Genomic DNA, 22,609 nt, shown 5'->3' on the forward strand with positions numbered 1-22,609 from the left:
AGTGTTTGAACACCTATCGGACAGAACAGAACAGGCTGGGCCACCAACAAGTGCTCCCCGCGCCAGGAAAGACAAGGAACGGCAAAGGCGTTGTTTCCATCAGATGATGAGCTGTTAGCAGGCAAGGAAGTCAGCCGCTCTACTGACTTTGATGAATTCAGCCAAGCTCTAAACAGCCACTTTTATCCGGCTCGCGTGCAACTGCGGGAGCCGAGCGACTCAGACATACAGCCCCGGCTCAGCGTCTCGCACCTTAGGCTCTCGACCATCGGACTCGTGCACTTTAGGGGGCGCGTATCCGTAGACCCTGGCGATCTGGGCGCCTATCACGTCAACGTACCCCTCCACGGGCAGGTTGTTTCGTTCTGTGGCCAGGAACAAGTAATCGCAACACCCCTACGCGCTGCTGTGTTCACCCCGGGTCAACGCACCTTCCTCCCCAACTGGGACGAAATGTCCCCGCAATGGTGCTGGAAAATTGACCGCATCGCGGTCGAGCGTGAAATGGAAGCACTCCTGGGAAGATCCCTCAAAGGAAAAATCGACTTTGACTTGGCCTTTGACCTCAGCTCATCTGCGGGCAGCAGGTGGCTTGAAGGCATGAAATTGATGGTTGACTACGTCAATGACATGGACAGGACTCCTGCCGCTTCCCATCACGTAGAGAACCTGGAACGTACGCTCATAAGTGGTTTGATCCTGACGCAGCACCACTCCTTCTACGAGATGCTGCGGGAGACCGGCGGCCCTGTCCGTCCCCGAACTGTTCGCCGGGTTATGGATGCCATACGGGAGAATCCCTCAACCCCCTACACTCTGGGGGACCTGTCCTTGATTGCCGGCATCAGTGCCAGGCAATTGCAAAACAGCTTCAATGACCACCTCGGCGTTTCACCTTTGACGTACCTGCGGAACGCACGCCTTGACCTCGCACGCGAGCTGATACTGACCAGCCGGCTGCCTGTCAGTGATATCGCCATGCAATGCGGTTTCAACCATTTGGGAAAGTTTGCCAAGTATTACCGGGAGCGTTTCGGCGAGACTCCCTCGGCCTCTCGCCCGCGCTGATCTTCCTCCGGCACCAACTGTTCCCCAAAAGCCAACACTAGGCTTCATGGCATCCTGCTAGGAAAGACCGGGGCCGTCCTCGGTGGAGTGCAGGCGGCACGACCCTGAACAGTGGGCGGCAATCGCCGTGACTACGCAATATTGATAGCGCACTGCGCAAAAGGGATTTCGGACGCAAGACGCGAGACCTAGGCTTACCTTCCAAGTTAGTCATCCACAGGAGGACTAAAACTACTAAGGAGAGATCAGCAATGGCGCAGATCATTAAGACCCGCATGTGGCGGTTCAAGTTCATAGCCGCTTTGTTCGCTCACCAGGCTTCAACGCTGGCCAACTACCAGAGGCGAGGTTTTCCTCCCGTCTCTATTGGACTTACAAACCCGTGGCGGGGAGCTTCCGAGAGCCGGCTTGTGCACGAACCGTGGGCAGGCTGGTACGAGCCTGAGGATGAGGAACGCTCTACTAGCCCTGCAGCAGAAAGTTTTCATGTCTGACCGCAGTACCCATTCCAGTAAGTTTCAGCGTAGGTTCTTCTGCGGCCTCAGCAGACGCGTTCCTTCCCCGATCCCTCGACCCACGCGATTGTCTTCACGCCCCGCGCAACTCAAACAAAAACGGCTACTACAGAACCCATTTGTTCTATACACCTAAAAGTGCGATTGACGACAAGCGCCCTGACGCCTCCCACATAAATAACGATCTAGCGGCTTTTCCGAGGGTCAGATTGACACTTTCCTGGGCAGTGACGACGCCGATCTCGTGCCCAGACCACATGGTTTGCGGGCTCGCCAGAAGCTGATGCAGCCCCGTATCCCATCTCACGGGATGTAGAACACTCAGCAAACTCCACCCAGAACCAAAGGAATCCCCATGAACCAGGCTTTTGTGTACGACGCCGTGCGCACGCCGTTTGGCAAGTTCGGCTCCGGGCTTGCTGCCGTCCGACCCGATGACCTCGCGGCCCATGTTGTGCGTGAGTCTGTTCGCCGGGCACCCGGGCTGGATCCGGAGCGGATCGATGAGGTGGTGTTCGGCAACGCGAACGGTGCCGGCGAGGAGAACCGCAACGTGGCCCGCATGGCGACGTTGCTGGCTGGCCTGCCCGTCTCGATTCCTGGCACGACCGTGAACCGTTTGTGTGGTTCGTCGTTGGATGCGGCGATCATCGCCTCGCGTCAGATTAACGCCGGCGACGCCGATGTCGTGCTGGTTGGTGGGGCCGAGTCGATGTCCCGGGCGCCGTGGGTGCTGCCGAAGACGTCCAAGCCCTACCCTGCTGGTGATATGACCTTGGCGTCCACCACGTTGGGTTGGCGTTTAGTGAACCCGGCCATGAACAAGGACTGGACCATTTCCCTGGGCGAGGCCACGGAACGGTTGCGCGAGAAGTACGGGATCACCCGCGAACGGCAGGATGCTTTTGCGGCTGATTCGCATAATCTGGCCGACGCTGCGTGGAATGAAGGCTTCTACGACAACTTGGTGTCACAGGTTCCGGGGACGGACCTGGTCCGCGACGAGGGCATCCGTGCCGGTTCTTCCGCTGAGAAGCTGGCCGGGTTGAAGACGGTGTTCCGTCCCGAGGGTTCAGGGCCCGACGGCGGTACGGTCACCGCCGGGAACGCCTCGCCTTTGTCTGACGGTGCTTCTGCGGCGTGGATCGGTTCCGAAGCTGCTTCCTCGATCCTTGGCCTGGAGCCGCTGGCCCGTATCGCCGGCCGCGGCGCGCACGGCAATGATCCCCAGTACTTCGGGTTCGCCCCGGTGGAGGCCGCGAACAAGGCCCTCGCGAAGGCGGGCATCGGCTGGGACCAGGTTGGCGCCGTCGAACTTAATGAGGCGTTCGCCGCGCAGTCGCTGGCATGCATTGATGCGTGGGGGATCGACCCGTCGATCGTGAACCGCCACGGCGGTGCGATCGCGATGGGCCACCCGCTCGGTGCCTCCGGTACCCGCATCCTGGGCACGCTGGCCCGTTCCTTGCAGGCCTCCGGGCAGCGCTGGGGTGTCGCCGCGATCTGCATCGGAGTGGGCCAGGGACTGGCCGTGGTGCTTGAAAACGTAACCTCTGGCATTGAAGGAGCGTAAGGGCCATGTTGAATTTCATTGACACTGTTGGCGAGGCCGTGGCCGGGATCAAGGACGGTTCCACGGTGATGATCGGCGGGTTCGGCAATGCCGGGCAGCCGTTCGAACTCATCGATGCGCTCATGGATTGCGGCGCGAAGGACCTGACCGTGGTGAACAACAACGCCGGCCAGGGCGACCAGGGCTTGGCGTTGCTGATCAAGGAAGGCCGCGTGCGGAAGATGATCTGTTCCTTCCCGCGGCAGTCCGATTCCTGGCACTTCGACGCGAAGTACCACGCGGGGGAGATCGAGCTGGAGCTTGTTCCGCAGGGCAACCTGGCCGAACGCATCCGTGCTGCCGGGGCCGGTATTGGCGGGTTCTTCACGCCCACCGGGTACGGCACCACGCTGGCCGAGGGCAAGGAAACCCGGTTCCTCGACGGGAAATGGCAGGTGTTCGAGACGCCGATCCACGCCGACGTCGCGCTCATCAAGGCGTTGAAGGCCGACGGCAAGGGCAACCTCGTGTACCGCAAGACCGCCCGGAACTTCGGCCCGATCATGGCCGCCGCGGCAAAACACACCATTGTGCAGGTTTCCGAGATCGTGCCCACGGGTTCGTTGGATCCGGAGAACGTGGTGACGCCGGGGATTTACGTGAATTCGGTGGTCCGCGTGGTTTCTGCCGAAGCAACAGGAAAGGTGGCCTGAGCATGGGCACGCAGACAAGCATCCAGACCTCCGAGAAGCCGCTGGGCCGCGACGAACTCGCACAACTGGTGGCCCGCGATATCGCCCCGGGCTCGTTCGTGAACCTGGGCATCGGGCAGCCGACGCTGGTTTCGAACTACCTCACCGAGGACCAGAACATCACCCTCCACACCGAGAACGGCATGCTCGGCATGGGCCCGGTGGCTGAGGGGGATGCCGTTGATGGCGACCTGATCAACGCCGGCAAGATCCCCGTCACTGAGCTTCCCGGCGCCTCCTACTTCCACCATGCCGACTCGTTCGCGATCATGCGCGGCGGGCACCTGGACATCTGCGTCCTCGGAGCGTTCCAGATCTCCGCCACCGGTGACCTCGCGAACTGGCACACCGGCGCACCGGACGCGATTCCCGCCGTCGGAGGTGCCATGGACCTGGCCACCGGCGCGAAGGACGTGTTCGTGATGATGACCTTGCTGACCCGTGACGGCGCCTCAAAGCTGGTCGAAGCATGCACCTACCCGCTCACCGGCGTCGGCTGCGTGACCCGCGTGTACACCGACAAAGCCGTGTTCCTCACCGGCCCCGAAGGCGTCACCGTCCGTGAAACGTTCGGCTGCACCTTCGAGGAAATCCAGGAACTCGTCCCGCTGCTTCTGAAGGCCGCCGTTGGCGTAGGAATCGCCGCCTAAGGTTGGAAGCCATGCCGGCAGGCCAAGGTAGCATCCTCAGTCCGTGACTATGTATGGTTCCGGTTAACCTAGGATGAGAGATCCTCACAGGCCAGCCCAAGCTCCGGCAACGCGTCCACGATCCGGTTCGTCTCCAGACTAAGCGTCACGATTCGGCCGATTAGGTCGATGATGTAGCGCGGCTGCCCATGCTCGTAGGACCAGTCATTCGGGTCGTTCACGATGCCCGAAGCCTTGTCGATCTTGACCTGGTACCGCTCCAGGACCCAGTCGATGGCGGATCGGGAACCCAGCATGTAGCGGTGGGCGTCCTCGGGGACGCCTTCCAAAGTGATCTGCGAGTTGTAGATAATCCTGGTCTTGTCCCACGAGCCCGGCTTTCCGGCGTACTTCATCTTCTTCACCGCGTACCGGTCGTACTCGTCCTGTTGGACGGTTAGCCCGGTTAGCACCTCGTCTAAGGCGTACGGCTCCAGTGACTCGTAGCCTATGTGCAGGACGGAGAGTGCCTTGCCGGCGTCAACGAAAGCCCGGAATCGGTCTTCCCCGGGTACCTGTGGGATGCGCGGAAGCATCTTCTTCAGGTCTGCAGCGAACCGGGTCCGGTACTCAGGGGAATGCAGTAAGCCATAGAGGTAGTGGAAGATGTCATCCTTTGTGACTGCCGGTCCGTAGGTAGCGCGATAGTCCTCGAGGGCAAAGTCAGTTACGTTGTCGATTCGGTCAGGTTCGTGGGATGAAGGGATGCCGGCGAAAAGACCCTCTTGCTGCATTGGAGCCGAGTAAGTGTACCGCGGAAAGAGTTGTCCTGAATCGAGGAGGCGTAGGTCTGTAGTGCTGTCCGCAGCGATGCAGCAGAACTGGAAGTGGCTTCCTGCACCTGTGAGACAAATGCCCCAGTTGGTTCCCGGAGCGTCAAACCAGCCGGGTGTCCGACCGACGCTCTCGATGAAGTCATTTTCCCCGAAGACAAGTTGTTTGTTGAAGGGACGATATGCAACAGTTCGTGAGGTCTCACCCGAGCTTTGCCGAATCTGTTTCCGATCCAGGGCTCCCCGAAGGCCACGTGACCAGCTGATGCGGTTCGGGCTGTCGACAGGGCTCCCTGAAGCGAGTGAGTCGGCATAAGCAGATGTCAGTGATTGAGCTTTTTCCTTGAGCGCACGTTCACCAAAGGAGTACGCCCACGCATCACGGCTAGTCACCAAACCGGGCCCTTGAGCGGACAGTAGAGAGCCATTCGGACCATCCTTAGCGCTCAAGGGCGTGAAGGATTCAAACAGATCGTTGCGCTGATTGATCCAGTCACCGTCGCTGTTCGGGGCGATGTCTACCCATGGAATGTTGGCCAGTGTGGCGTGATCGACGATGTCTAGTTTTTCCTTGCGATCCAGGTAGTCACCGACGTCCCGGTACTTCAACCGACACTCCGTTACAGTCCCTGGGCGTTTGACCAAGATGAGGATGGCTACTGTGTTGCGGCTGCCCGAGTCAAAGACCTTGCCGCCCTCTTTGCGGCTCTGCTCCCCGGAGGTCCGCTGGTTGCCGCGGAGGTTGAAAACGTAAATGTAGTTGAACTCCCGGTAGAGAGTCTGGCGAAGGCCGTCTGCGTTGTTAGCGTCGATGTATCCGCCGTTCGAGACGAAGGCGACGACCCCACCGGCTTCCTGGTCCAAAATACGGTTGGAGGCCCAGCGGATGGCGCGGATGTAGGAGTCGTACAGATTCCTTTTGAGCCCGGCCGAGGACTCCTTGGCATATGTCCCTGTGATGGAGGCGTCCAGGGTGGGGTACCTCAGGTTGGCATTGTTGTCGTTGCCACTTGACTGGCCTACGGAATACGGGGGGTTGCCAATGATTACCCGGATGTCGAGGGCGTTCTGGGCTTTGACCCGGTCGTTGTTGGAGGTGAAGACGAGGTCGTCCAGGGTGTCGCCGTCTTCGGTCATCTGGAAGGTGTCGGTCAGGACTATGCCGTCGAATGGCAGGTACGCCACTTCGCCAGGGTCCTTGCCCTCGGCCGCCGCCTGTTCTTCCATGAGTCCGTGGACGGTGGCCTCGATGTTGATCGCGGCGATGTAGTAGGCCATGAGGAGCAGCTCGTTGGCGTGCAGCTCCTGGGTGTACTTGCGCAGCAGGTCTTCCGGCTTGATCCGGCCGGACTGCAGCAGCCGCACGATGAAGGTCCCCGTGCCGGTGAACGGATCCAGGACGTGGACGCCTTCGTCGCTGATAGAGGCACCGAAATCTTTGGCCAGGATGTCGTCGACGGCGCGGATGATGAAGTCCACGACCTCCACCGGGGTGTAGACGATGCCCAGGGATTCGGCAGTGCGGGGGAAGGCCAGCTTGAAGAACTTCTCGTACAGCTCGGTGACGATCTTCTGCTTGCCTTCGGCGTTGGTGATACCTTCGGCACGGACCCGGACGGAGCGGTAGAAGGATTCCAGGCTGGCGACCTCGGAGTCTAGGTTGTACTTCTCCAGGATGTCCACCATGGAATCCATGACTTGGGAGACGGGGTTGTTGGCCGCGAAGGAATAACCCTCAAACAGCGCTTCGAAGACCGGTTTAGTGATCAGGTGCTGGGAAAGCATGTCGATGGCGTCCGACTCGCTGATCGAGTCGTTGAGGTTGCCGCGCAGGCCCTGAAGGAAGACGCTGAATTCCTCGCGGGGACGCTGGTCGTCGCCGTTCAGGATGGTGCGGATCCTGAGTACGTGCCGGTCGGCGATCTCCTTGACGTCTTTGGCCCAGGATTCCCAGTAACGGCGGTCGCCGACCTTGCGGACCATCCGCGCGAAGATGGCGTCGCGCCACTGGTCCGCGCCGGCCATGTGGAACAGGGCCTCGGTGCCACTCCCATTGGTGTTCTCGCCCCCACCGCCACCGGGGCCGTCGCCGAACGGATCGGCCACGGTGATGACGTCGATTTTGTCGTTGGCGTTCCGGTTCAGCTCGAGCTTGTTGATCATGGCTTCGAATCGGTCATCGTGGGCGCGGAGGGCCTGCAGGACGTCCCAGACGACCTTGTACTTCTTGTTGTCGTTCAGGGCTGTCTCGGGGTCCTGGCTGGCCGGCACCGCGATGGGCAGGATGATGTAGCCGTATTCCTTGCCTTCGGCTTTGCGCATGACGCGGCCGACGGACTGGACGACATCGACCTGGGAGTTTCGAGGGTTCAGGAACAGGACAGCATCAAGGGAAGGCACGTCCACCCCCTCGGAGAGGCAGCGGGCGTTGGAAAGGATCCGGCAGGTGTCTTCACCGTCGGCGCCGGCGGTGTCTTTGGCCTTGAGCCAATCCAACTTGGATGAGCGCTCCAGCACGTTGAAGGTGCCGTCCACGTGGTCCGCTTCCAGCTTCAGGGCCGGGCCGTCGGACTCACCGCGGTTGACCAGCAGCTGCCGGCCGACAAGCTCGAAGTCGGCGGCCAGTTTCTTGGACTCCTTGATGTTGCGCGCGAACGCAACGGCTCGGCGCATGGGGGAGGCGTCGGTGATGTCCAGGCGTTGGCCGTTGACGCCCCGCTTTGACAGGCCGTTCCAGCAGCCGACGATCCGGGCAGCGTCGTCGAGATTGAGGTCTCCGTTGCCTTCGAAGAGACTCTGGAAGGACTTGCTGACGGATTCTTCGTCCACGGCAAGGACCAGGACCTTGTAGTCGGCCAGATGGCCCATCTCTACGGCCTTGCCAAAGCCGAGGTGATGGAACTCGGGGCCATACACGGCTTCGTCGTCCATGGAGTAGACGGTGACGTTGTCCTGGGCGGCCTTGATTTTGGACTCCTGGACGTAGATCCGTGGGGTAGCGGTCATGTAGAGCCGTTTGCCGGCCTCGATGTAGGTGTTGTCATGCACCTTAACGAACGACGAGTCGTCGTGGCTGGCTTCGGTGATACCGGTTGTGCGGTGGGCCTCGTCGCAGACGATGAGGTCGAACTCCTGCAGCCCTTCCTTCTGGGCTTGGTGGAGGACGTCAATGGACTGGTAGGTGGAGAACACCACTGTGATGGCTTCCTGCCCCGTGCTGATCCTCGCCCGGTTGAGCAGTTTTGCAGGGTCGGTGGTGGCCGGGAAGGCCAGGTCGTGGACACTGACGTCTTCGTGTTCCTTCCGGCCGACCTTGGTGTCGGAGCAGACGGCTAGGGGCCGCAATGGGACGGAAGCCTGGGCGGTCCATTCGTTTAGGGTTTGTTGCAGAAGGGCGATGGAAGGGACGAGAAACAGGACAGATCCCCCGATGGGGACGATCTCCTCGACTATCTTCAGGGAGGTGAACGTCTTGCCGGTCCCGCAGGCCATGATGAGCCGGCCGCGATCGCTCGTCGTGAAGCCCTTTTTCACGTCATCGATGGCCTGGCGCTGGTACTTTCGTGGTTCCTTGCCGCCCAGTTGTTTCATTTGCTCCGGGGCGTCAACGCTGAACTCCGTCCAGTCAATTGTGGAGTCTGCCAAGTCCGCAAAACGGAGTCTTGTCATTGGCTTTGATTGGCCCTCAAGAGCGTCCTCGGCATGCTTGGACCATTTGTCGGTTGTCGAAACCACCATGCCATAGGAGAAGTCGGCCTTGCCGACGGCGGTGAAGAACGAGTCGATCTGCTTCTTGTCCAGCGTCCGGGCCGGGTCGTAAAACTTGCACTGGATTCCGGTCAGTTCGCCCGTGTAGCGATCCTTCGCGACAAGATCGATGCCGGTGTCGACGTGCCCGCTTCGGCCTGGCCATTCCGTCCAAAGCCAGACGTCGGAGAACTGGTCGGCGTACTTGGGTTCCAGTTCCAGGTAGCGCTTCATCAGGTGTTCGAATTTCGTCCCTTTGTCATGCTGATCGGTCGCCGAAAAATAGAGGCGGTCGAGGACGTCTTCGAAACTTGCTGAACCCATGGAAGTATCTTGCCCTACCCGAGTCCGACCATCGCAATCCTTGTCTTGTTGCCTGACCGAGGAGCTGGGGTTAGTTGTTTTTCTGCCTTGCCTCGCATCGGCGATCGAAGAGTGACCAGCCGGCTTTCAACAGGCGATAGGAAGCTTCAAAGGGTTGCGCGATATCCTCCAGGGAGCCGCCGGCCGTTCCTGAAGTGAGAGGCTCGCCAGGCCGCGGCGGGCCAAGCGTTGCCCTCAGGGTGAGAGCCCACCCAAGCGCGTGGGCGTCACCGCTCATTTGGCGCCACTGCAGATTAAGGGATTTCTCGAGCTCAGGAGTAGCACCGTACACGTACGCTGCTGCGTAGGGAATTACCGCTCCGGTCAGTTTAAGGCCGCTGGTGTCCGCGCCGGCGGCAACGGCACTTTCGATTCGTGAATCCAGCCAGTTCAGTTGCTTCTGGACCGCTTCCTTTTCACCGTCGGATAGGTCTGGTAGGCCCAGGCAGTCGGCGTGGAACTGTCGGAGGCGCCTATAGGACTCCACGATGACGGCAAGCCCGCGCCGTCGTCGAGTGCTGGCGTCGTCTGGTCCGAGAATGTAAAGGGCTTGGGCGGCTGCCACCAAGGCACCACGGAGAGAGGTGAAGTGTGCGGAGGGATACAGCTCGCCAGCCTTGATCGCTGTCCACGCCATTCGAAGATGTTCTCCGGATGAAGCAAGTGAGAGTCGTGCAACATCGCTCACGGGGTGATAGAGGAAAGCTTTATTGTCGTCGTGCAGTTCGCTTCCGGGTTGTGGCGTCTCCAGTTGGTGAACGCGGACCCTCCACCGTTCCAGATCAGGTTCGTATCGCGATAAGTGCCGAAAGTAAGAGTCGTGTGTTCCTGTCATGGTTGCTGGCAAAGGTGTCGGCGCGAGTTAATTCGAAGCATTTGGCCATCATAGGGCCGGGGGTGTTGGCCCCCAGATTTTGGTTTGGAAGTGCGCTCAGTAGCGTGGTTGCCGCCTTGTGCACAGCTCTGAAGGTGCTTTGAGTCGACAGACCAGGATGCACCGCCGTCGGATGTCAACTGCAAAGCGACGCCAAGAAAGGTGACGAAAAAAGTACGAAGAGCTCCGGACATGCCAGGTATTCGGCCGCACGCACAGGTGATCGATCTTGTCAAGGAAAAAATAAGAAACCCCCGGAAATCCGCAGATCTCCGGGGGTTCAACCGAGCTTCCTATCAGAATCGAACTGATGACCTTTTCATTACGAGTGAAACGGTGGGCTACACTTAGAGTAGGAAATCCGCATAAAATAGCGGAATCTAGGGGCTGAAAGTGAGTGCATGCACGTGCAATCCAGCGTATGCATGGCTACACTAATGGCTACACCTACCGAATGGGGAGGAAAATGACCATCACCGAGTTCCTGCAAGCCAGAATTGCTGAGGACGAAGCTCTGGCTACGAAAGCTGCTCGTGGCTCTGACGGCGAGTGGCATCGAGGCCACGGTTGGATGCCTGATGAGGACGAATGCCGAGTCGAGGGTGACAGCATCGTCATCTACGACGAGGGCGGCCACGACCCAAATCAAGCTGAGCACATCGCCCGCCATGATCCTGCACGCGTCCTTGCCGAGTGCGCGGCGAAACGGGCGATCATCGAGTTGCATCGGCGTCTCTTTGCGGCCCCGCATTCTATTTGTAACCGTTGCACTGACTACACGACTGGCGATGCTGACGATTATCCATGCGACACCCTCTGCGCCCTTGCCACCATCTACAAGGATCACCCGGATTACCAGCAAGAGTGGGCAGCATGAGTGTGCCCATCGAGTGGAGTGACAAGACGCTCTCTTACAACGCCGTTTGCCCCGCCTGCGGAAAGTGCGTCTTCATGGTCACGGCCGAAGCTATCAAGGTTGGCCCCCGGCGGCCGAGTGGCAGCAGCTTGCTCCTACCTGTGACGATGGCAGTTCCTCACGCCTGCGGCCCTCATGAACTGTTGACTAATCACAACGGAGATCCTCAGTGCCTGTGCGGCTACATGTCCCCGCCGGCGGCTGGGGTATCGGCGGCGGCAGCGAACGTATCCAAGCATGTTTCAGAGGCCGCCCGTGGCTAGGGGCAAGGGTGAGGGTGCGCTGTTCAAAGACGCTCGCGGGCTGTGGACCGTAGCTATCGAGTTGCCGCCCGGCCCGGATGGGAAGCGTCGCCGGAAGGTGATCCGCAGCAAGGACAAGAAAGTGGCCATGAAGAAGCTGGCCGAGGTCAAGAAGGAACTCAACCAGTTAGGCGACTTGCCGACGTCGGGCCTCAAACTCGAAACCTGGCTGCGTCGGTGGATAGACGACATCGCACCCAATGAGGTTCGACCGAACTCCTACGCCTCATACAAGTCCACCACTGACGGCTGGCTCATCCCAGTACTCGGCAAGAAGAAGATAGATGAGCTCACCGCCGACCACGTCCGGCACATGTTCAAGGTCATCATGTCCACGCCCAAGTCTTTGAAGATGCGCGAACGGGATCCCAGCGAGTGGCCGGAAGACGTCAAGGTGGTTGGCCCGGACACTGCCATCAAAGCCCACGCCGTCCTATCCACCGCACTCAAGACAGCCATGCGCGAAGGCAAAGCAACCCGGAACGTCTGCGAGATGGTGGACCCACCCAAGAAGGCCAAGACCCAGCAGCACGCCCTCACCGCTGACGAAGCTATTCAACTCATGGCCCACCTCGCCACGCAGCCGCATGGGGCGCTCTGGGCAACCTACCTACTCACAGGTGCCCGGCGCGGCGAAATCCTCGGACTTGAAGCTGACCGGATCGGTGACACCCTGGACCTGTCCTGGCAGCTCATCCGCATCAGCGACGAAACGAAGATCCCCGCCGACTACGAGCGCCGGCACTTGCAGGGCACCATGTACCTGACCCGCCCGAAGTCATCCAGCGGGTGGCGCATCCTCCCGCTCGTGGAACCGCTCAGGTCAATCCTGCAGCTCCACATGCAAAAGCACAGCGGCGAGGGACTGGTGTTCCTGAACAACGGCAACCCGTGGGACCCGGACAGCGCCACGGACGCGTGGGCGAAACTACTGGCTGATGCTGGGCTGCCAACCAACGTGGTCCTCCACGGCGCCAGACACACCGCTGTGGACCTCCTGGACGCCGCCGGGGTGGACTGGGACACCATCAAGGACATCGTCGGTCACAGTACCCGGCAAATGTCCCGCGAGTACCGAACCAAGGTGGACATCAAACGCCTGGAAACGGCACTCAAGCAGATGTCCAAGATGATCGAAGCGTAGACAGCAAGAAGGCCCCCACTCGATTGAGTGGGGGCCCTTCTTTCGTTGTTCCTTATTCGTCCTCAGCGCCAGCTTCACGCAACGCCTTGGCTGCTGCTGCCCGGAAACCTTCGGAGTCCGCGTCAAGCTTCTCGCAAATAACCTCGACGTCGTTCAGAGTGAAGGGAGCCTCGTCGCGCAACCGCTTGTTCACGTAAGTAGGGGAGAGGCCGGTCGAGATTGCCAACTGCTTTGCTGTGATCCGTCGCCGAGCAAGGCAGGCGCGGACCTCCCCGGCGAAAGCCTTCGCGAGTGGTCCTGATTCTGGTTGCTTTACGGCAGGCATGACCATAATCTATCCGTTCCGGAGTCAGAAAGCCGTAAGCGGCATGCAGACGCCTCAACTCGTCGTGAGAACTCATATAAGTTCTGGTGGCTCAATATTAACTCTAAGCATGGACCATGGAAGTCCTTAAGCTCAAATTTAACTCTCAGACTCATCAGAGGCTACTCTTTAACCCATCTGGACCTAATCCCGTCAAGCAGAGGCGAGATTGCTATCTTGTCGGCCCGGCAGCATAGGGTTGAGATTCATTCGAACACATATTCGATCTGGGGAGATTATGCACTCTGAGCGCCTGACTGCACCGGCCACCAACGCAGCCACCAACCACACCGTCGTGGTTGCGCTTAAAAGAGAAGAGCGCCCCCTATCCCATAGTGGGACGGGGACGCTCTGCTGTGCAGTGCAGCGGATGACAGTCCGAGAGTTCGGCGACCTTGCGGCGTCTAGAGGATTTATGCCGACTGAGATTCTGGCTGGATCCGAGCCTCGGCGCGAGCCATTAAGGCTACTGGCGTGAGGCCCAGGGCTTCGGCCACCTTCATAAAGGTCGGCATGGGCATGCTCTTGTGACCTTTGAGGTAGTGATTCATCGCGGGGCGGCCAATGCCGATTGCCTCAGCGAGATCCTTTTGGGTCATGTCTCGCTCGACTAGCTCCACCTTGATCTGGGTGGAAAGAGCAGCTTCGAGTTGTTCCCCATAAGTTGTTGTCATGTGTGCAAGTTTAAGTGCATATGAGTACTTGAAGCAACCTGAAGACTACTTATGTTGCCAAAACGAGTACTCAGATTGCCGACACGCCGAGTACTTGATTGGGACTTGCGTGTACTCGTTTGAATACATAGAGTACTTTCATGAGTACCGACCAGGGCGATGGAGTCCCCACCGCAGACACTGAAATTGGTAGCCGCATCGCAAATGCCCTGATCGTGAAGGGCACAAACGCCCGAGCACTTTCAGACGCAACAGGCATCAGCTACCCCACCCTACGCCGCAGCCTCACAGGAGGCCGCAGCCTAACCATCCGAGAAATCGGCCGCATCGCCGGAGCACTAAACGTCCCGGCACAAATCCTCCTTCCACCCTCCCTAACGGAGGTCGGACAGTGACACAGAAACTCGCCTACACGTTCGAAGAAGCTGCAGAGCAAAGCGGCTACTCAGTACGAACACTCAAGCAACAAGTAGCAGACGGCAACCTCGCAGCCCGCTACGCAAACTCCAAAGGCGTCATACGCCACGAAGACCTGGCCGAATGGCTCGACAGTCTTCCCGCAGAATCACCCAGCAAGTAACCGCCGACGCTTCGGCCCCTCCGCCCGCTTCAGGGCAGACACCCAAACTGATCCGCCTCCCTCTTGTCTTTCGAGACTTGAGTTTTCAAGGGAGAAGTCTGTTGTTTTACCGATTCGTGGACCGTTCGCGGCCCAAAAACGAGATACGCGACCAGCTCATCTGGACGGCGTATGACCATGGCGAGTGCTTGTCTATGGCACGCGCTGACAAGTTGGCCAACAAGTTCAAGAAGGGCTTGTTCGATCCGGACCTTGCGAGGTTCATCCAGTATTCCGACCCGACTGGGGAGGAAGCGTCCGCTCGTGTGGACAAAGAGAAGGCCGCCAGCGCTGCAACGCCGGCGGCCCAGACAAACCCTTATCAAGGAGTAAACCAATGACCAGTGTACAAGGCCCGAGCGTGTTCTTGGAATACGAGGGCAAGCCAGTCCCTGCCCGCGAGCTCACGTGGGCTGTTTATTCGCCGTGCGGGTGCCAGTCCGGCGTGATCGTTGCGCAGTCAGGAACGTACCTCATCCCTGACGAGGCCACCGCCTGGAAGGAGTACTTCGAAACCGCTGCAATCCGGAACCGTGAGAAGAAGCGCGGTTACAGTTTCCGATTGTTGCGCCACGAAGACAGCACGAAGAACTTGGGCGGCAATTGCCCGCACACCCCTAAGTGGGGAGTTCCTGACACCACGCCGCCGGAGGGAATGGCGTGGGGCAAGTCCAGCAGCGGCAAGACCATGCACTTGATCCCGTTCGATGGGGAATCATCCAACCGCCACTCCTTCGTCACTGCCAAGGATTACAAGGGGCGGATCGTTGCGAGTTGCGGCAAAGAGGACTGGGGATGGGATGTCGATGACTTCCTACTCAGCGAGCTTCTGACCTGCTCGAAGTGCGAAGCGGCGTTGACCAAATGAGGGCGATGGCGTTTGAGCAGGATAAGGACGAGTGGCTGGAGGATGCGGTGGCGACGATTGTTGGCCTGGCTGAGTCGCAACCCACGTTCACGGCTGATGATCTGCGCCGGGAGATGCGCGAACCGGATGATTCGCATTGGCCGGGTACCGCTTTTTCGAAGGCCCGCAACCTTGGCCTGATCGAGGGTGTGGATGGCCGTTACGTGAAGTCCACAACCCCGAGCCGGAACCGCAGCGCCCTGAAGCTGTGGACGAAGAAGAAGGGGGCGCGGTCATGATCGACGGCATTACTTTCCTTTTGATGGTGGCCACGGTGTTCGCGGCCCCGTTGATGATGCACAAGGCCTGTGAGCACGACCGCCGTTTTGAGCCCGTTGAGCCGGTCGATTACGACGCCGTCGAAGAGGAAGCCCAAACCCGATACGAAGACGACGCGGACAGCTACAGGAAAGGTGAGTCATGAGCCAGCAGGACGAACTAGCCCGCAAGCTGTCTGACTGGCACGAGGACTGGTGCGAGCAGAACGAGAACCGCGACCCATTCCATATCGACTCTTGGAAGTATGTCGCGGCCGCCCTGCAAGCTGATGAGGCCCAACCATGATCCGGAATCCACGCCGCGCACCCCACATCAGGCAGCGTCCGGCTGAGGGTATGCCGCCGGGTGGTTGGGCGGCCGCTGACCTGAACCTGCCCGCGTACTGGTACGACACCCTAGCCCGTGCCGCGACCGGCTGCGAATACCCCATCAGCGGCGACCAACAACCAGAGCAGAGGGAGGCGCCATGAAAGGCACAGTCCCGATCATCACCTGCGATTCCGAGTACGGGTGCGACGAGTGGACCATAGACCACCAAGAGATGGGTGTCATGAACTGGCGTGAACTGATGGCTGGATGGAAGTACGACCCATACGACTCGGGCGCTGACATGTTCTGCCCTCGCTGCAGCAAGGAGCAGGAGCCATGACCGCCGCCGAACTGGCCGCCCTTGCTGTGACGTGCCCGCACCTAGCAGCCAAAGCCGCCAACCCCTTGCAAGTTGAACTTGCAACAATCCTCCAAACCACCAAGGAAGAACAAGATGGACACCCTGAAAGGTAACCCGCACGCCGATGATGGCATGCGATACGCCGCCGAAGCCTCCGAGCACAACGCCTGGAACTACGAAGACCGCCTCATCATGGCAACCATGGCCAACGCCTTTGCAACCCTCGCCCTCGCCCATGAGCAGCGCACCGCCAATCTCATCGCGTTCTACGGGTACGGCGACATTGTTGACCTGGAAACCATCACGGAAAGGCTGGGCCTCTGATGAGCACCGAACGCGACGAACTGGCCGAGCTGCTTCAAGTTGTGATGCACCGGACAGATGAGATAACCCGCTGGACCCTGCAAGCTCCTATTGACCTTGCCGACGCGCTCCTTGCCGCTGGTTACCGGCACCCCCGCACGATCACCACCACCGAAGAACTCGACGCGCTACCGGATGGTTCCGTCGTCCAATCAGCAGACATTGAATTCAACGGACGAACAACACCGGACATCTGGAGTTACCGTCGCGGGCACTGGTTCTGCATCACGGCCATATCAATAGGTGGCGAGGTATACAGGGGGCCTGCAACTGAGATCGCACTCCCCGCAACCGTCCTGCACGAAGGGGCCGAATCATGACCGCCGCTGGTATCCCTGCCCTGCTCGCACCCATCCAGGAACGCCTGGCGGAAGGGTGAGCGATGAGAGATGTCAGGTTTTCCCACACCGACTGGGATGGCGACCAACTCACTGTGGTTGCTGGCATGCAGGGCGCAATCATCGCCACCGTTGACTGTGACGACGAGTCAGAGGTCAGGGTGGCCGTCCGCTATCCGGATCTGCCGGCGCTGATCGAGGCCTTGCAGCAGATCCTTGGTGAGCAACCATGATCCGCAATCCACGCCGCGCACCCCACATCAGGCAGCGTCCGGCTGAGGGTATGCCGCCGGGTGGTTGGGCGGCCGCTGACCTGAAATTGCCCGCGTACTGGTACGACACCCTGGCCCGTGCCGCGACCGGCTGCGAATACCCCATCAGCGGCGACCAACCAGCAAAGAAGAGGGCGACTCAGGCCGCGCAGGCACCGCCAGTCGCTGTCATCAAACGGAAGCAGTTCATCCATAACGGCCGCAAGCCATGACTCCTGCTGAGCTTGCGGCCCTTGCAGTGACGTGCCCGATCCTCGCCTCTAAGGCTCGCAATCCCTTGCAAGTTGAACTTGCAACAATCCTCACCACCGAAGAGAAAGAACCCACCAAATGAGCAACAGCCCATACCCCGTGGAAGTACTGGATGAGAACGACGACGACGGCACCATGCCGAACAACGTAGCCGATCTGTCCAAGCATGTTGTCGGCCGCCGAATCGTTGCCATAGACCGCGATGCCAGGACCCGCGGCCCCTACGAATGGTCTGGCGATGTCACAGGCACGGCCCTCGTCCTTGATAACGGCCAGCGCGTAACCCTCATCAACAACGGCGACTGCTGCGCCTACACGGACCTTGAAGATGTCATCCTCAACCTGGACAAAATCGACCACGTAATCACAGGCGTAGGCACCACCGAGGGCTACACCAAATGGCACATCTACGCCGACCTTGGAGACGTCGCAGAGCTTACGGTCGGATGGTCTTGCGGCAATCCCTTCTACTACGGGTACGGGTTCGACATTGTGGTAACACCTGAAGTCGAGACAACAGCATGACCGCCGCTGGTATCCCTGCCCTGCTCGAACCCATCCAGGCACGCTTGGACGCCGCGACTCCGGGGCCATGGGAAGCGTCTGATGTCGTGGACATGGACGTGGATGGCACCTACGAACTGGCGCATGTTCTTGCTCCGGATCCGGGTGAGCCTGAAACTTCGACGCTGGGCGTCGCACTTGGCATCCTTCGCCCAGATGCCGAGTTCATCGCGAACTCTCCCACGGATACCGCCCGCCTACTCGCCGCCGTGAAAGCCGTGGAGGAACTGCACAAGCCATTCACGCACCACTTCCTAACTCCGCCAGCCGGGTCGGTGGAGATATGCCTCGCCTGCCACGAGCAATGGCCCTGCGAAACCGTGTCCGCTGTTGAGGCCGCGCTCAGGGGCGAAGCATGAGCGCCGACGAGCTGCCAGCCCAATGGACTATCGGGGTAGCAAGGCAAGGACCGCCGCCCCCACCACGGCACGACAAACCCCGGCACAAAGCAGTAGTCACGACCGAATCAACACACGAGTTCGTGGACCACTACATCACCGCCGAGGAAGCCATCACCGAACGAGTAGCCCGACTCAAAGAGAACAAGACCCGGCACACCCGGGAAGGCATGACAGTCCGGTACACGGCAGCCAACGGCGACCACGTCACGATCACCTACCAAGATGTCTGACACGCCGAGCATGGGTGGCGACTTCTGGCAACGGCGCACCAACCGCCAACCCGGATGTTCTTGCCCACCCGCACGATATGACCCAACCAAACCCAAACCAACCAACGCAGACTGCAAACTGCACGGAACCAAGGAGCCCAAATGACTGAGCCATTCGAGTACGGGGCAATGCTCCGAACCACCACCGCGCACCACGAAGACGGATACAAATACAACAAGGGCGTGGAATTCGAAGTTGAGGACTACGTCACCGCAGAGGAAGCCGACGCTGACGACGGATACGGCTACTACTACGGAAGCAACCACGGAGGCATCAACAACGTGGAAGTCCGAGAAGACCACGTCGAACTGGTCCGAACCCTCGAAGAGATGAGGGCGCGCACCCTGCCCAGCATCAGTGACATAGCGGAACACATCGGCAGCGAAGCGCTCGGCGGAGACTTCGACATCCGCGAAACAGACTGGGCAGGCGGAGAGGGCGTCATCAACCTCTACGGCACAACCCCGGAAGGCTTACCGTTCGCCGCCGTCGTGAAAGTCCTATCCGTTGAAAGCACTGACTTCTGATGTGCAGCCTCCAGGAACACACCGCCCGCGACACCCGCCAACAATCCGCCGAACCCATCTACACGGCAACAGCCCGAGACCACGGCATCCCATACCAGCCACCCACACAAGGCCCCACAAGGGGCCTTTCTTTTGCCCAGAAACGGAGCAGCCATGACCCTCCACGTCTACGAAGACCTCGAACAAGGCACCGAGGAATGGCTGCAGGCACGCTGCGGCATCCTCACCGCATCCGTCATCGTCAACCTCGTTTCCTCCCGCCAACCAACCGCCATCGAAACCGACTGCCCAGACTGCGGGGCACTGGCAGCCGGGCCCTGCATCGGCAAACGCTCACCCGAGCCGCTCAAAACCCTCCACCCGGCACGCGCCGCTGCAGCCCGCGAACTCGACAAGGTCATCACCGCCGACGTCACCAGCGAAACGGCGCTGGGCTTGCTCATGACCCTCGCCGCCGAACGCATCACCGGTTTCGTGGAGCCAACGGTGCAGTCAAGGTCCATGGAACGCGGGCAACTGGACGAGCCGTACGCCCGGGACGCCTACGCCACGCACAACGCCAAGGTCAAAGAGTTGGGCTTCATGGTTCGCGAGTTCGACGGCTACAGGCTGGGTTACTCACCTGATGGATTGGTTGCCGACAAGGGCCTCATCGAAGTCAAGTCCCGGTCCCAGAAGATCCAACTCCGCACCGTACTCGCCGATGAAGTGCCCGGCGAGAACATGGCCCAGCTTCAAACCGGGCTACTCGTGTCCGGCCGCGAATGGATCGACTACGTCTCATACTCCGGCGGCATGAAGCTATGGACCAAGCGCGTACATCCGGACCCCGTATGGCAGGCAACGATCCTGGCCGCCGCAAGCAAAGCCGAGCGCATCATCTCGGACATGGTCAGTGACTACCTCGAAGCCACTGCCGGCATGCCCGACACCGAACGCATCATCCACTTCCCCGAACTGGAGATCACCTTCTAATGGACATCTCAAAAGCCTTGGTAGCTAAGAGTGATCAGCTCAATGCCTCGGACCTGACCGGCGCCCCAATCGTCGCCACCATCCAAAACGTCCGCCGCGGCGACGCAACCAAGCCCGTCATCATCGACCTCGTAGGCATGGACGGGCGGCCATGGAAACCATCCAAAGGCATGCTCCGCGTCATCGCCCACGCATGGGGCACCGAATCAGACGCCTGGATCGGCCGCCTCGTGAAACTCACCAACAACCCCGAAGTCATCTACGCCGGCGAAAAAGTAGGCGGAGTCGAAGTCATCGCCATGTCCCACATCCCCGCGGACTTCACAATCCCCGTCCGCATCAGCCAAAAGAAAGTCAAGCAACACACCGTGACCGTCCTGGCTGAACCGCAAACCGAACCGTGGCGGGCCCAATGGCAGGCAATCACCAACGCACTCACCGAAGCCGGATACGAAGGCGACGGACCCGCCATGCTCACCACCGCCGGACAAATCCTCGGCACCACATGGGACCACCCCAACAAAATCAGCCCCGAAGACGCACAAAAAGTCCTCGCCGCCGTCCGAGAAGACAACCACCAGGAGCCCACCGAATGACCACCAGACCAGAAGGCATCATCAGCGTCAGCATCAACGCCGGGGAACTCGTAGCCACCGGCAACAAAGGCGAAAACACCCACCAATTCCAAATGGGCTACATCAACCACTTCCACTTCACCCCCGAAGCAGCAGCCCAATGGATCGAAGCCCTCACCCCCGTAGCCAAGGAGGCCAGCGAATGAGCGGCGAAACCATGCTGACAGTCCGCGGCCGCCTCACAGCCGACCCTGAGTTACGGTTCACCCCGTCCGGCGCCGGCGTCACCAACTTCACCGTCGCAGTAACAGCACAAAAGTTCGACAAGAACACCAGCGAATGGAAAGACCAGCCCACCAAGTACTGGCGATGCGCCGCCTGGAACCAAGGGAAACTCACACGGGCCGAGAACATCGCGAACCTTCTCAAGAAGGGTGACAACGTAATCGTGTACGGCGAGCTCACCACCCGTGAATACGAGAAGGACGGCGAGAAGCGCACCGCCGAAGAGATCCGCGTCGAAACAATCGGCAAAGACCTCACCTTCCACGGTCAGGCATACGCGGCTGGCAGCAGCGAACAGCCACCAGCGGCCGAAGACCCATGGGCGACACCACCCGCCAGCACCGGCGGATGGCCGGAGCAGTCCTCGCCTCCGTTCTGACCCGCACCACCCGACAACCCAAGCGCTCACCGTGGCGCTTTTTTCATGCCCCGCGGCGCCCGGCACACCACCGGGCGCCGCACCCCCGAAAGGACCACAACTTGACCCTCACGCTCTACACCCAGCCCGCATGCAGCCAATGCAACATGACCAAGAAATGGTTGGACGACCCCGAACGCGGCAACCTCAAAGACCAGTACCAAATCATCGACCTCACGCAGAGCCCAGAAGACCTCGCCAAGGTCAAAGCACTCGGCTACATGAGCGCACCCGTAGTCGTCGCCGGTGACAAACACTGGTACGGATTCCGCCCGGACCTACTCGCCGAAGTCACAGCACGCACAGCCCAGGACGAAGCCGCATGAGCAAGCTGCTCACCGACAACTGCTGCTACCTGTGCAAGTCCGCATCGGGCATCTGCTTGACCCGGGGCACATGTGACCACCACGTAGACGCACGACGCCGGCAAGACGCCAACGACCGCGCAATGACCACCCACCGCGACCCAACCGGCAACCAAGCCGTCAACAACGTCATGCGAGCCCAACACCGCAAAACCCAACCCACCCCCAAACGCCCCTTCAACTACCCACGAGAAGACCGATGACAAACCAACGACTCCTAGACGCCACCGCCGAAGCATTCCCACGCACCCGCCGCGGAACACCACGCCCAGGCAACGGCCGCAAGAAATCCATCGACCGCGAAGAAGTCCGCCGTCGCACCCAACAAGGCCAAACACTCGAACAAATCGCCCACGACCTCGGATGCAGCATCCGTGGCATCGCCAACGTCCGCGCAGAACTCGGCCTCACAAGCCCCCACCTACTCACCCCAGAACGACGCGCCACCATCGAAGCCGCCATCGCAGACGGCTGGTCACAAGCCGAAATCTGCCGCACCCACCACGTAGACCCCGAAACCATGCGCCGCCACTACCCACACGCCAAATGGGACCACCAACAACGCGCCGAACACCAACGCACCCTCCGCCAAGAACACCAATACGACTGGGGCCGACAAAAACACTCAAGCAGAAGGAAGGCGGCGTGACCTACCGCTACAACGGCGCAGAAACATGGTCCGGGCCCCGGCAAACCATCACGTTTGACCCTTCCAAGTGCGGCACCCGCAAAGGCTACCGGCAACACCAAAACCACGGCATCCCAGCATGCCAAGCATGTAAAGGCGCCCACAACA

Annotated in this window: 33 protein-coding genes; 29 read left to right on the forward strand and 4 right to left on the reverse strand. The window is 60.1% G+C overall.

All coding sequences use genetic code 11. The features are described 5' to 3' along the window. Positions 1 to 90 precede the first annotated feature (90 nt). The 4 genes from N5P29_RS04075 (at position 91) to N5P29_RS04090 (ending at position 4,537) form a co-directional block, all read left to right on the forward strand. Positions 91 to 1,068, forward strand: a complete 978-nt coding sequence (locus N5P29_RS04075) for a helix-turn-helix domain-containing protein (protein ID WP_262277388.1) — start codon at positions 91 to 93, stop codon at positions 1,066 to 1,068. 870 nt (positions 1,069 to 1,938) lie between these two features. Next, a complete protein-coding gene (locus tag N5P29_RS04080; RefSeq protein WP_262277389.1) occupies positions 1,939 to 3,156 on the forward strand; it encodes a thiolase family protein in 1,218 nt (405 codons plus the stop codon). 5 nt (positions 3,157 to 3,161) lie between these two features. After that, a complete protein-coding gene (locus N5P29_RS04085; protein ID WP_262277390.1) occupies positions 3,162 to 3,848 on the forward strand; it encodes a 3-oxoacid CoA-transferase subunit A in 687 nt (228 codons plus the stop codon). A 2-nt stretch (positions 3,849 to 3,850) separates the two neighbouring features. Next, positions 3,851 to 4,537, forward strand: a complete 687-nt coding sequence (locus N5P29_RS04090; protein WP_262277391.1) for a 3-oxoacid CoA-transferase subunit B — start codon at positions 3,851 to 3,853, stop codon at positions 4,535 to 4,537. Between the two features lie 68 nt (positions 4,538 to 4,605). Here N5P29_RS04090 and N5P29_RS04095 read toward each other — a convergent pair whose 3' ends face one another. Both N5P29_RS04095 and N5P29_RS04100 read right to left on the reverse strand, forming a co-directional pair. Beyond that, on the reverse strand, positions 4,606 to 9,420 hold the full coding sequence (locus N5P29_RS04095) for a DEAD/DEAH box helicase (protein ID WP_262277392.1): 4,815 nt from the start codon (positions 9,418 to 9,420) through the stop codon (positions 4,606 to 4,608). A gap of 70 nt (positions 9,421 to 9,490) precedes the next feature. Further along, entirely contained in the window at positions 9,491 to 10,096 is a 606-nt protein-coding gene (locus N5P29_RS04100) for a hypothetical protein (protein WP_262277393.1), read from the reverse strand. Between the two features lie 703 nt (positions 10,097 to 10,799). Here N5P29_RS04100 and N5P29_RS04105 point away from each other — a divergent pair. Then, positions 10,800 to 11,210: a DUF6221 family protein gene (locus N5P29_RS04105; RefSeq protein WP_262277394.1), complete on the forward strand. Its 411-nt coding sequence runs from the start codon at positions 10,800 to 10,802 to the stop codon at positions 11,208 to 11,210. 294 nt (positions 11,211 to 11,504) lie between these two features. Beyond that, positions 11,505 to 12,695 (forward strand): tyrosine-type recombinase/integrase, encoded by a 1,191-nt coding sequence (locus N5P29_RS04110; protein ID WP_262277395.1) that lies wholly within the window; start codon positions 11,505 to 11,507, stop codon positions 12,693 to 12,695. Positions 12,696 to 12,747: 52 nt separating this feature from the next. On the opposite strand, the gene N5P29_RS04115 is transcribed toward N5P29_RS04110, so the two are convergent. Together N5P29_RS04115 and N5P29_RS04120 are read right to left on the reverse strand one after the other, a co-directional pair. Next, positions 12,748 to 13,020, reverse strand: coding sequence for a helix-turn-helix domain-containing protein (locus N5P29_RS04115; protein ID WP_262277396.1), 273 nt, complete (start codon positions 13,018 to 13,020; stop codon positions 12,748 to 12,750). 452 nt (positions 13,021 to 13,472) lie between these two features. Beyond that, positions 13,473 to 13,733: a helix-turn-helix domain-containing protein gene (locus N5P29_RS04120; RefSeq protein WP_262277397.1), complete on the reverse strand. Its 261-nt coding sequence runs from the start codon at positions 13,731 to 13,733 to the stop codon at positions 13,473 to 13,475. Positions 13,734 to 13,873: 140 nt separating this feature from the next. Here N5P29_RS04120 and N5P29_RS21070 point away from each other — a divergent pair, with 140 nt between their 5' ends. The 23 genes from N5P29_RS21070 to N5P29_RS04230 all read left to right on the forward strand — a co-directional run bounded on the left by N5P29_RS21070 (position 13,874) and on the right by N5P29_RS04230 (position 22,462). After that, entirely contained in the window at positions 13,874 to 14,128 is a 255-nt protein-coding gene (locus N5P29_RS21070) for a helix-turn-helix domain-containing protein (protein WP_410007895.1), read from the forward strand. Further along, positions 14,125 to 14,313: a helix-turn-helix domain-containing protein gene (locus tag N5P29_RS04125; RefSeq protein WP_262277398.1), complete on the forward strand. Its 189-nt coding sequence runs from the start codon at positions 14,125 to 14,127 to the stop codon at positions 14,311 to 14,313. The genes N5P29_RS21070 and N5P29_RS04125 overlap by 4 nt, the downstream gene beginning before the upstream one ends. Before the next feature lie 194 nt (positions 14,314 to 14,507). Continuing rightward, positions 14,508 to 14,693: a hypothetical protein gene (locus N5P29_RS04130; RefSeq protein ID WP_262277399.1), complete on the forward strand. Its 186-nt coding sequence runs from the start codon at positions 14,508 to 14,510 to the stop codon at positions 14,691 to 14,693. Beyond that, a complete protein-coding gene (locus tag N5P29_RS04135; RefSeq protein ID WP_262277400.1) occupies positions 14,690 to 15,220 on the forward strand; it encodes a hypothetical protein in 531 nt (176 codons plus the stop codon). Before N5P29_RS04130 ends, N5P29_RS04135 begins: the two co-directional genes overlap by 4 nt. A gap of 5 nt (positions 15,221 to 15,225) precedes the next feature. Next, entirely contained in the window at positions 15,226 to 15,498 is a 273-nt protein-coding gene (locus N5P29_RS04140) for a hypothetical protein (RefSeq protein ID WP_262277401.1), read from the forward strand. After that, complete coding sequence (locus N5P29_RS04145; RefSeq protein WP_262277402.1) at positions 15,495 to 15,683, forward strand: hypothetical protein; 189 nt, start codon at positions 15,495 to 15,497, stop codon at positions 15,681 to 15,683. The genes N5P29_RS04140 and N5P29_RS04145 overlap by 4 nt, the downstream gene beginning before the upstream one ends. Beyond that, positions 15,680 to 15,823 (forward strand): hypothetical protein, encoded by a 144-nt coding sequence (locus tag N5P29_RS04150; RefSeq protein WP_262277403.1) that lies wholly within the window; start codon positions 15,680 to 15,682, stop codon positions 15,821 to 15,823. The genes N5P29_RS04145 and N5P29_RS04150 overlap by 4 nt, the downstream gene beginning before the upstream one ends. A 181-nt stretch (positions 15,824 to 16,004) precedes the next feature. Further along, on the forward strand, positions 16,005 to 16,187 hold the full coding sequence (locus N5P29_RS04155) for a hypothetical protein (protein WP_262277404.1): 183 nt from the start codon (positions 16,005 to 16,007) through the stop codon (positions 16,185 to 16,187). Next, positions 16,184 to 16,321, forward strand: coding sequence for a hypothetical protein (locus N5P29_RS04160; RefSeq protein ID WP_262277405.1), 138 nt, complete (start codon positions 16,184 to 16,186; stop codon positions 16,319 to 16,321). The genes N5P29_RS04155 and N5P29_RS04160 overlap by 4 nt, the downstream gene beginning before the upstream one ends. Then, entirely contained in the window at positions 16,302 to 16,532 is a 231-nt protein-coding gene (locus N5P29_RS04165; protein WP_262277406.1) for a hypothetical protein, read from the forward strand. The genes N5P29_RS04160 and N5P29_RS04165 overlap by 20 nt, the downstream gene beginning before the upstream one ends. Next, the gene (locus N5P29_RS04170) at positions 16,532 to 16,891 is read left to right on the forward strand and encodes a hypothetical protein (RefSeq protein ID WP_262277407.1); all 360 of its coding nucleotides are present in this window, start codon (positions 16,532 to 16,534) and stop codon (positions 16,889 to 16,891) included. The genes N5P29_RS04165 and N5P29_RS04170 overlap by 1 nt, the downstream gene beginning before the upstream one ends. Before the next feature lie 62 nt (positions 16,892 to 16,953). After that, positions 16,954 to 17,142, forward strand: coding sequence for a hypothetical protein (locus N5P29_RS04175; RefSeq protein ID WP_262277408.1), 189 nt, complete (start codon positions 16,954 to 16,956; stop codon positions 17,140 to 17,142). Next, on the forward strand, positions 17,139 to 17,393 hold the full coding sequence (locus tag N5P29_RS04180; protein ID WP_262277409.1) for a hypothetical protein: 255 nt from the start codon (positions 17,139 to 17,141) through the stop codon (positions 17,391 to 17,393). The genes N5P29_RS04175 and N5P29_RS04180 overlap by 4 nt, the downstream gene beginning before the upstream one ends. A 118-nt stretch (positions 17,394 to 17,511) precedes the next feature. Then, entirely contained in the window at positions 17,512 to 17,958 is a 447-nt protein-coding gene (locus N5P29_RS04185) for a DUF7448 domain-containing protein (RefSeq protein WP_262277410.1), read from the forward strand. After that, positions 17,955 to 18,356, forward strand: coding sequence for a hypothetical protein (locus tag N5P29_RS04190; RefSeq protein WP_262277411.1), 402 nt, complete (start codon positions 17,955 to 17,957; stop codon positions 18,354 to 18,356). Before N5P29_RS04185 ends, N5P29_RS04190 begins: the two co-directional genes overlap by 4 nt. Next, positions 18,353 to 18,628, forward strand: a complete 276-nt coding sequence (locus tag N5P29_RS04195) for a hypothetical protein (RefSeq protein ID WP_262277412.1) — start codon at positions 18,353 to 18,355, stop codon at positions 18,626 to 18,628. The genes N5P29_RS04190 and N5P29_RS04195 overlap by 4 nt, the downstream gene beginning before the upstream one ends. A 141-nt stretch (positions 18,629 to 18,769) precedes the next feature. Continuing rightward, positions 18,770 to 19,195 carry a hypothetical protein gene (locus tag N5P29_RS04200; RefSeq protein ID WP_262277413.1) on the forward strand — a complete coding sequence of 142 codons (426 nt, stop codon included), beginning with the start codon at positions 18,770 to 18,772 and terminating at the stop codon, positions 19,193 to 19,195. Positions 19,196 to 19,348: 153 nt separating this feature from the next. Next, positions 19,349 to 20,170: a YqaJ viral recombinase family protein gene (locus tag N5P29_RS04205; RefSeq protein ID WP_262277414.1), complete on the forward strand. Its 822-nt coding sequence runs from the start codon at positions 19,349 to 19,351 to the stop codon at positions 20,168 to 20,170. Beyond that, positions 20,170 to 20,766 (forward strand): hypothetical protein, encoded by a 597-nt coding sequence (locus N5P29_RS04210; protein ID WP_262277415.1) that lies wholly within the window; start codon positions 20,170 to 20,172, stop codon positions 20,764 to 20,766. The genes N5P29_RS04205 and N5P29_RS04210 overlap by 1 nt, the downstream gene beginning before the upstream one ends. Beyond that, complete coding sequence (locus tag N5P29_RS04215) at positions 20,763 to 20,951, forward strand: hypothetical protein (RefSeq protein ID WP_262277416.1); 189 nt, start codon at positions 20,763 to 20,765, stop codon at positions 20,949 to 20,951. The genes N5P29_RS04210 and N5P29_RS04215 overlap by 4 nt, the downstream gene beginning before the upstream one ends. Beyond that, on the forward strand, positions 20,948 to 21,409 hold the full coding sequence (ssb, locus tag N5P29_RS04220; protein ID WP_262277417.1) for a single-stranded DNA-binding protein: 462 nt from the start codon (positions 20,948 to 20,950) through the stop codon (positions 21,407 to 21,409). Before N5P29_RS04215 ends, ssb begins: the two co-directional genes overlap by 4 nt. Positions 21,410 to 21,510: 101 nt before the next feature. Further along, a complete protein-coding gene (locus N5P29_RS04225; RefSeq protein WP_262277418.1) occupies positions 21,511 to 21,774 on the forward strand; it encodes a glutaredoxin domain-containing protein in 264 nt (87 codons plus the stop codon). Positions 21,775 to 22,012: 238 nt separating this feature from the next. Next, a complete protein-coding gene (locus N5P29_RS04230) occupies positions 22,013 to 22,462 on the forward strand; it encodes a hypothetical protein (RefSeq protein ID WP_262277419.1) in 450 nt (149 codons plus the stop codon). Positions 22,463 to 22,609 lie beyond the last annotated feature (147 nt).

It is taken from the genome of Paenarthrobacter sp. JL.01a (genome assembly GCF_025452095.1).
Taxonomy (GTDB): domain Bacteria; phylum Actinomycetota; class Actinomycetes; order Actinomycetales; family Micrococcaceae; genus Arthrobacter.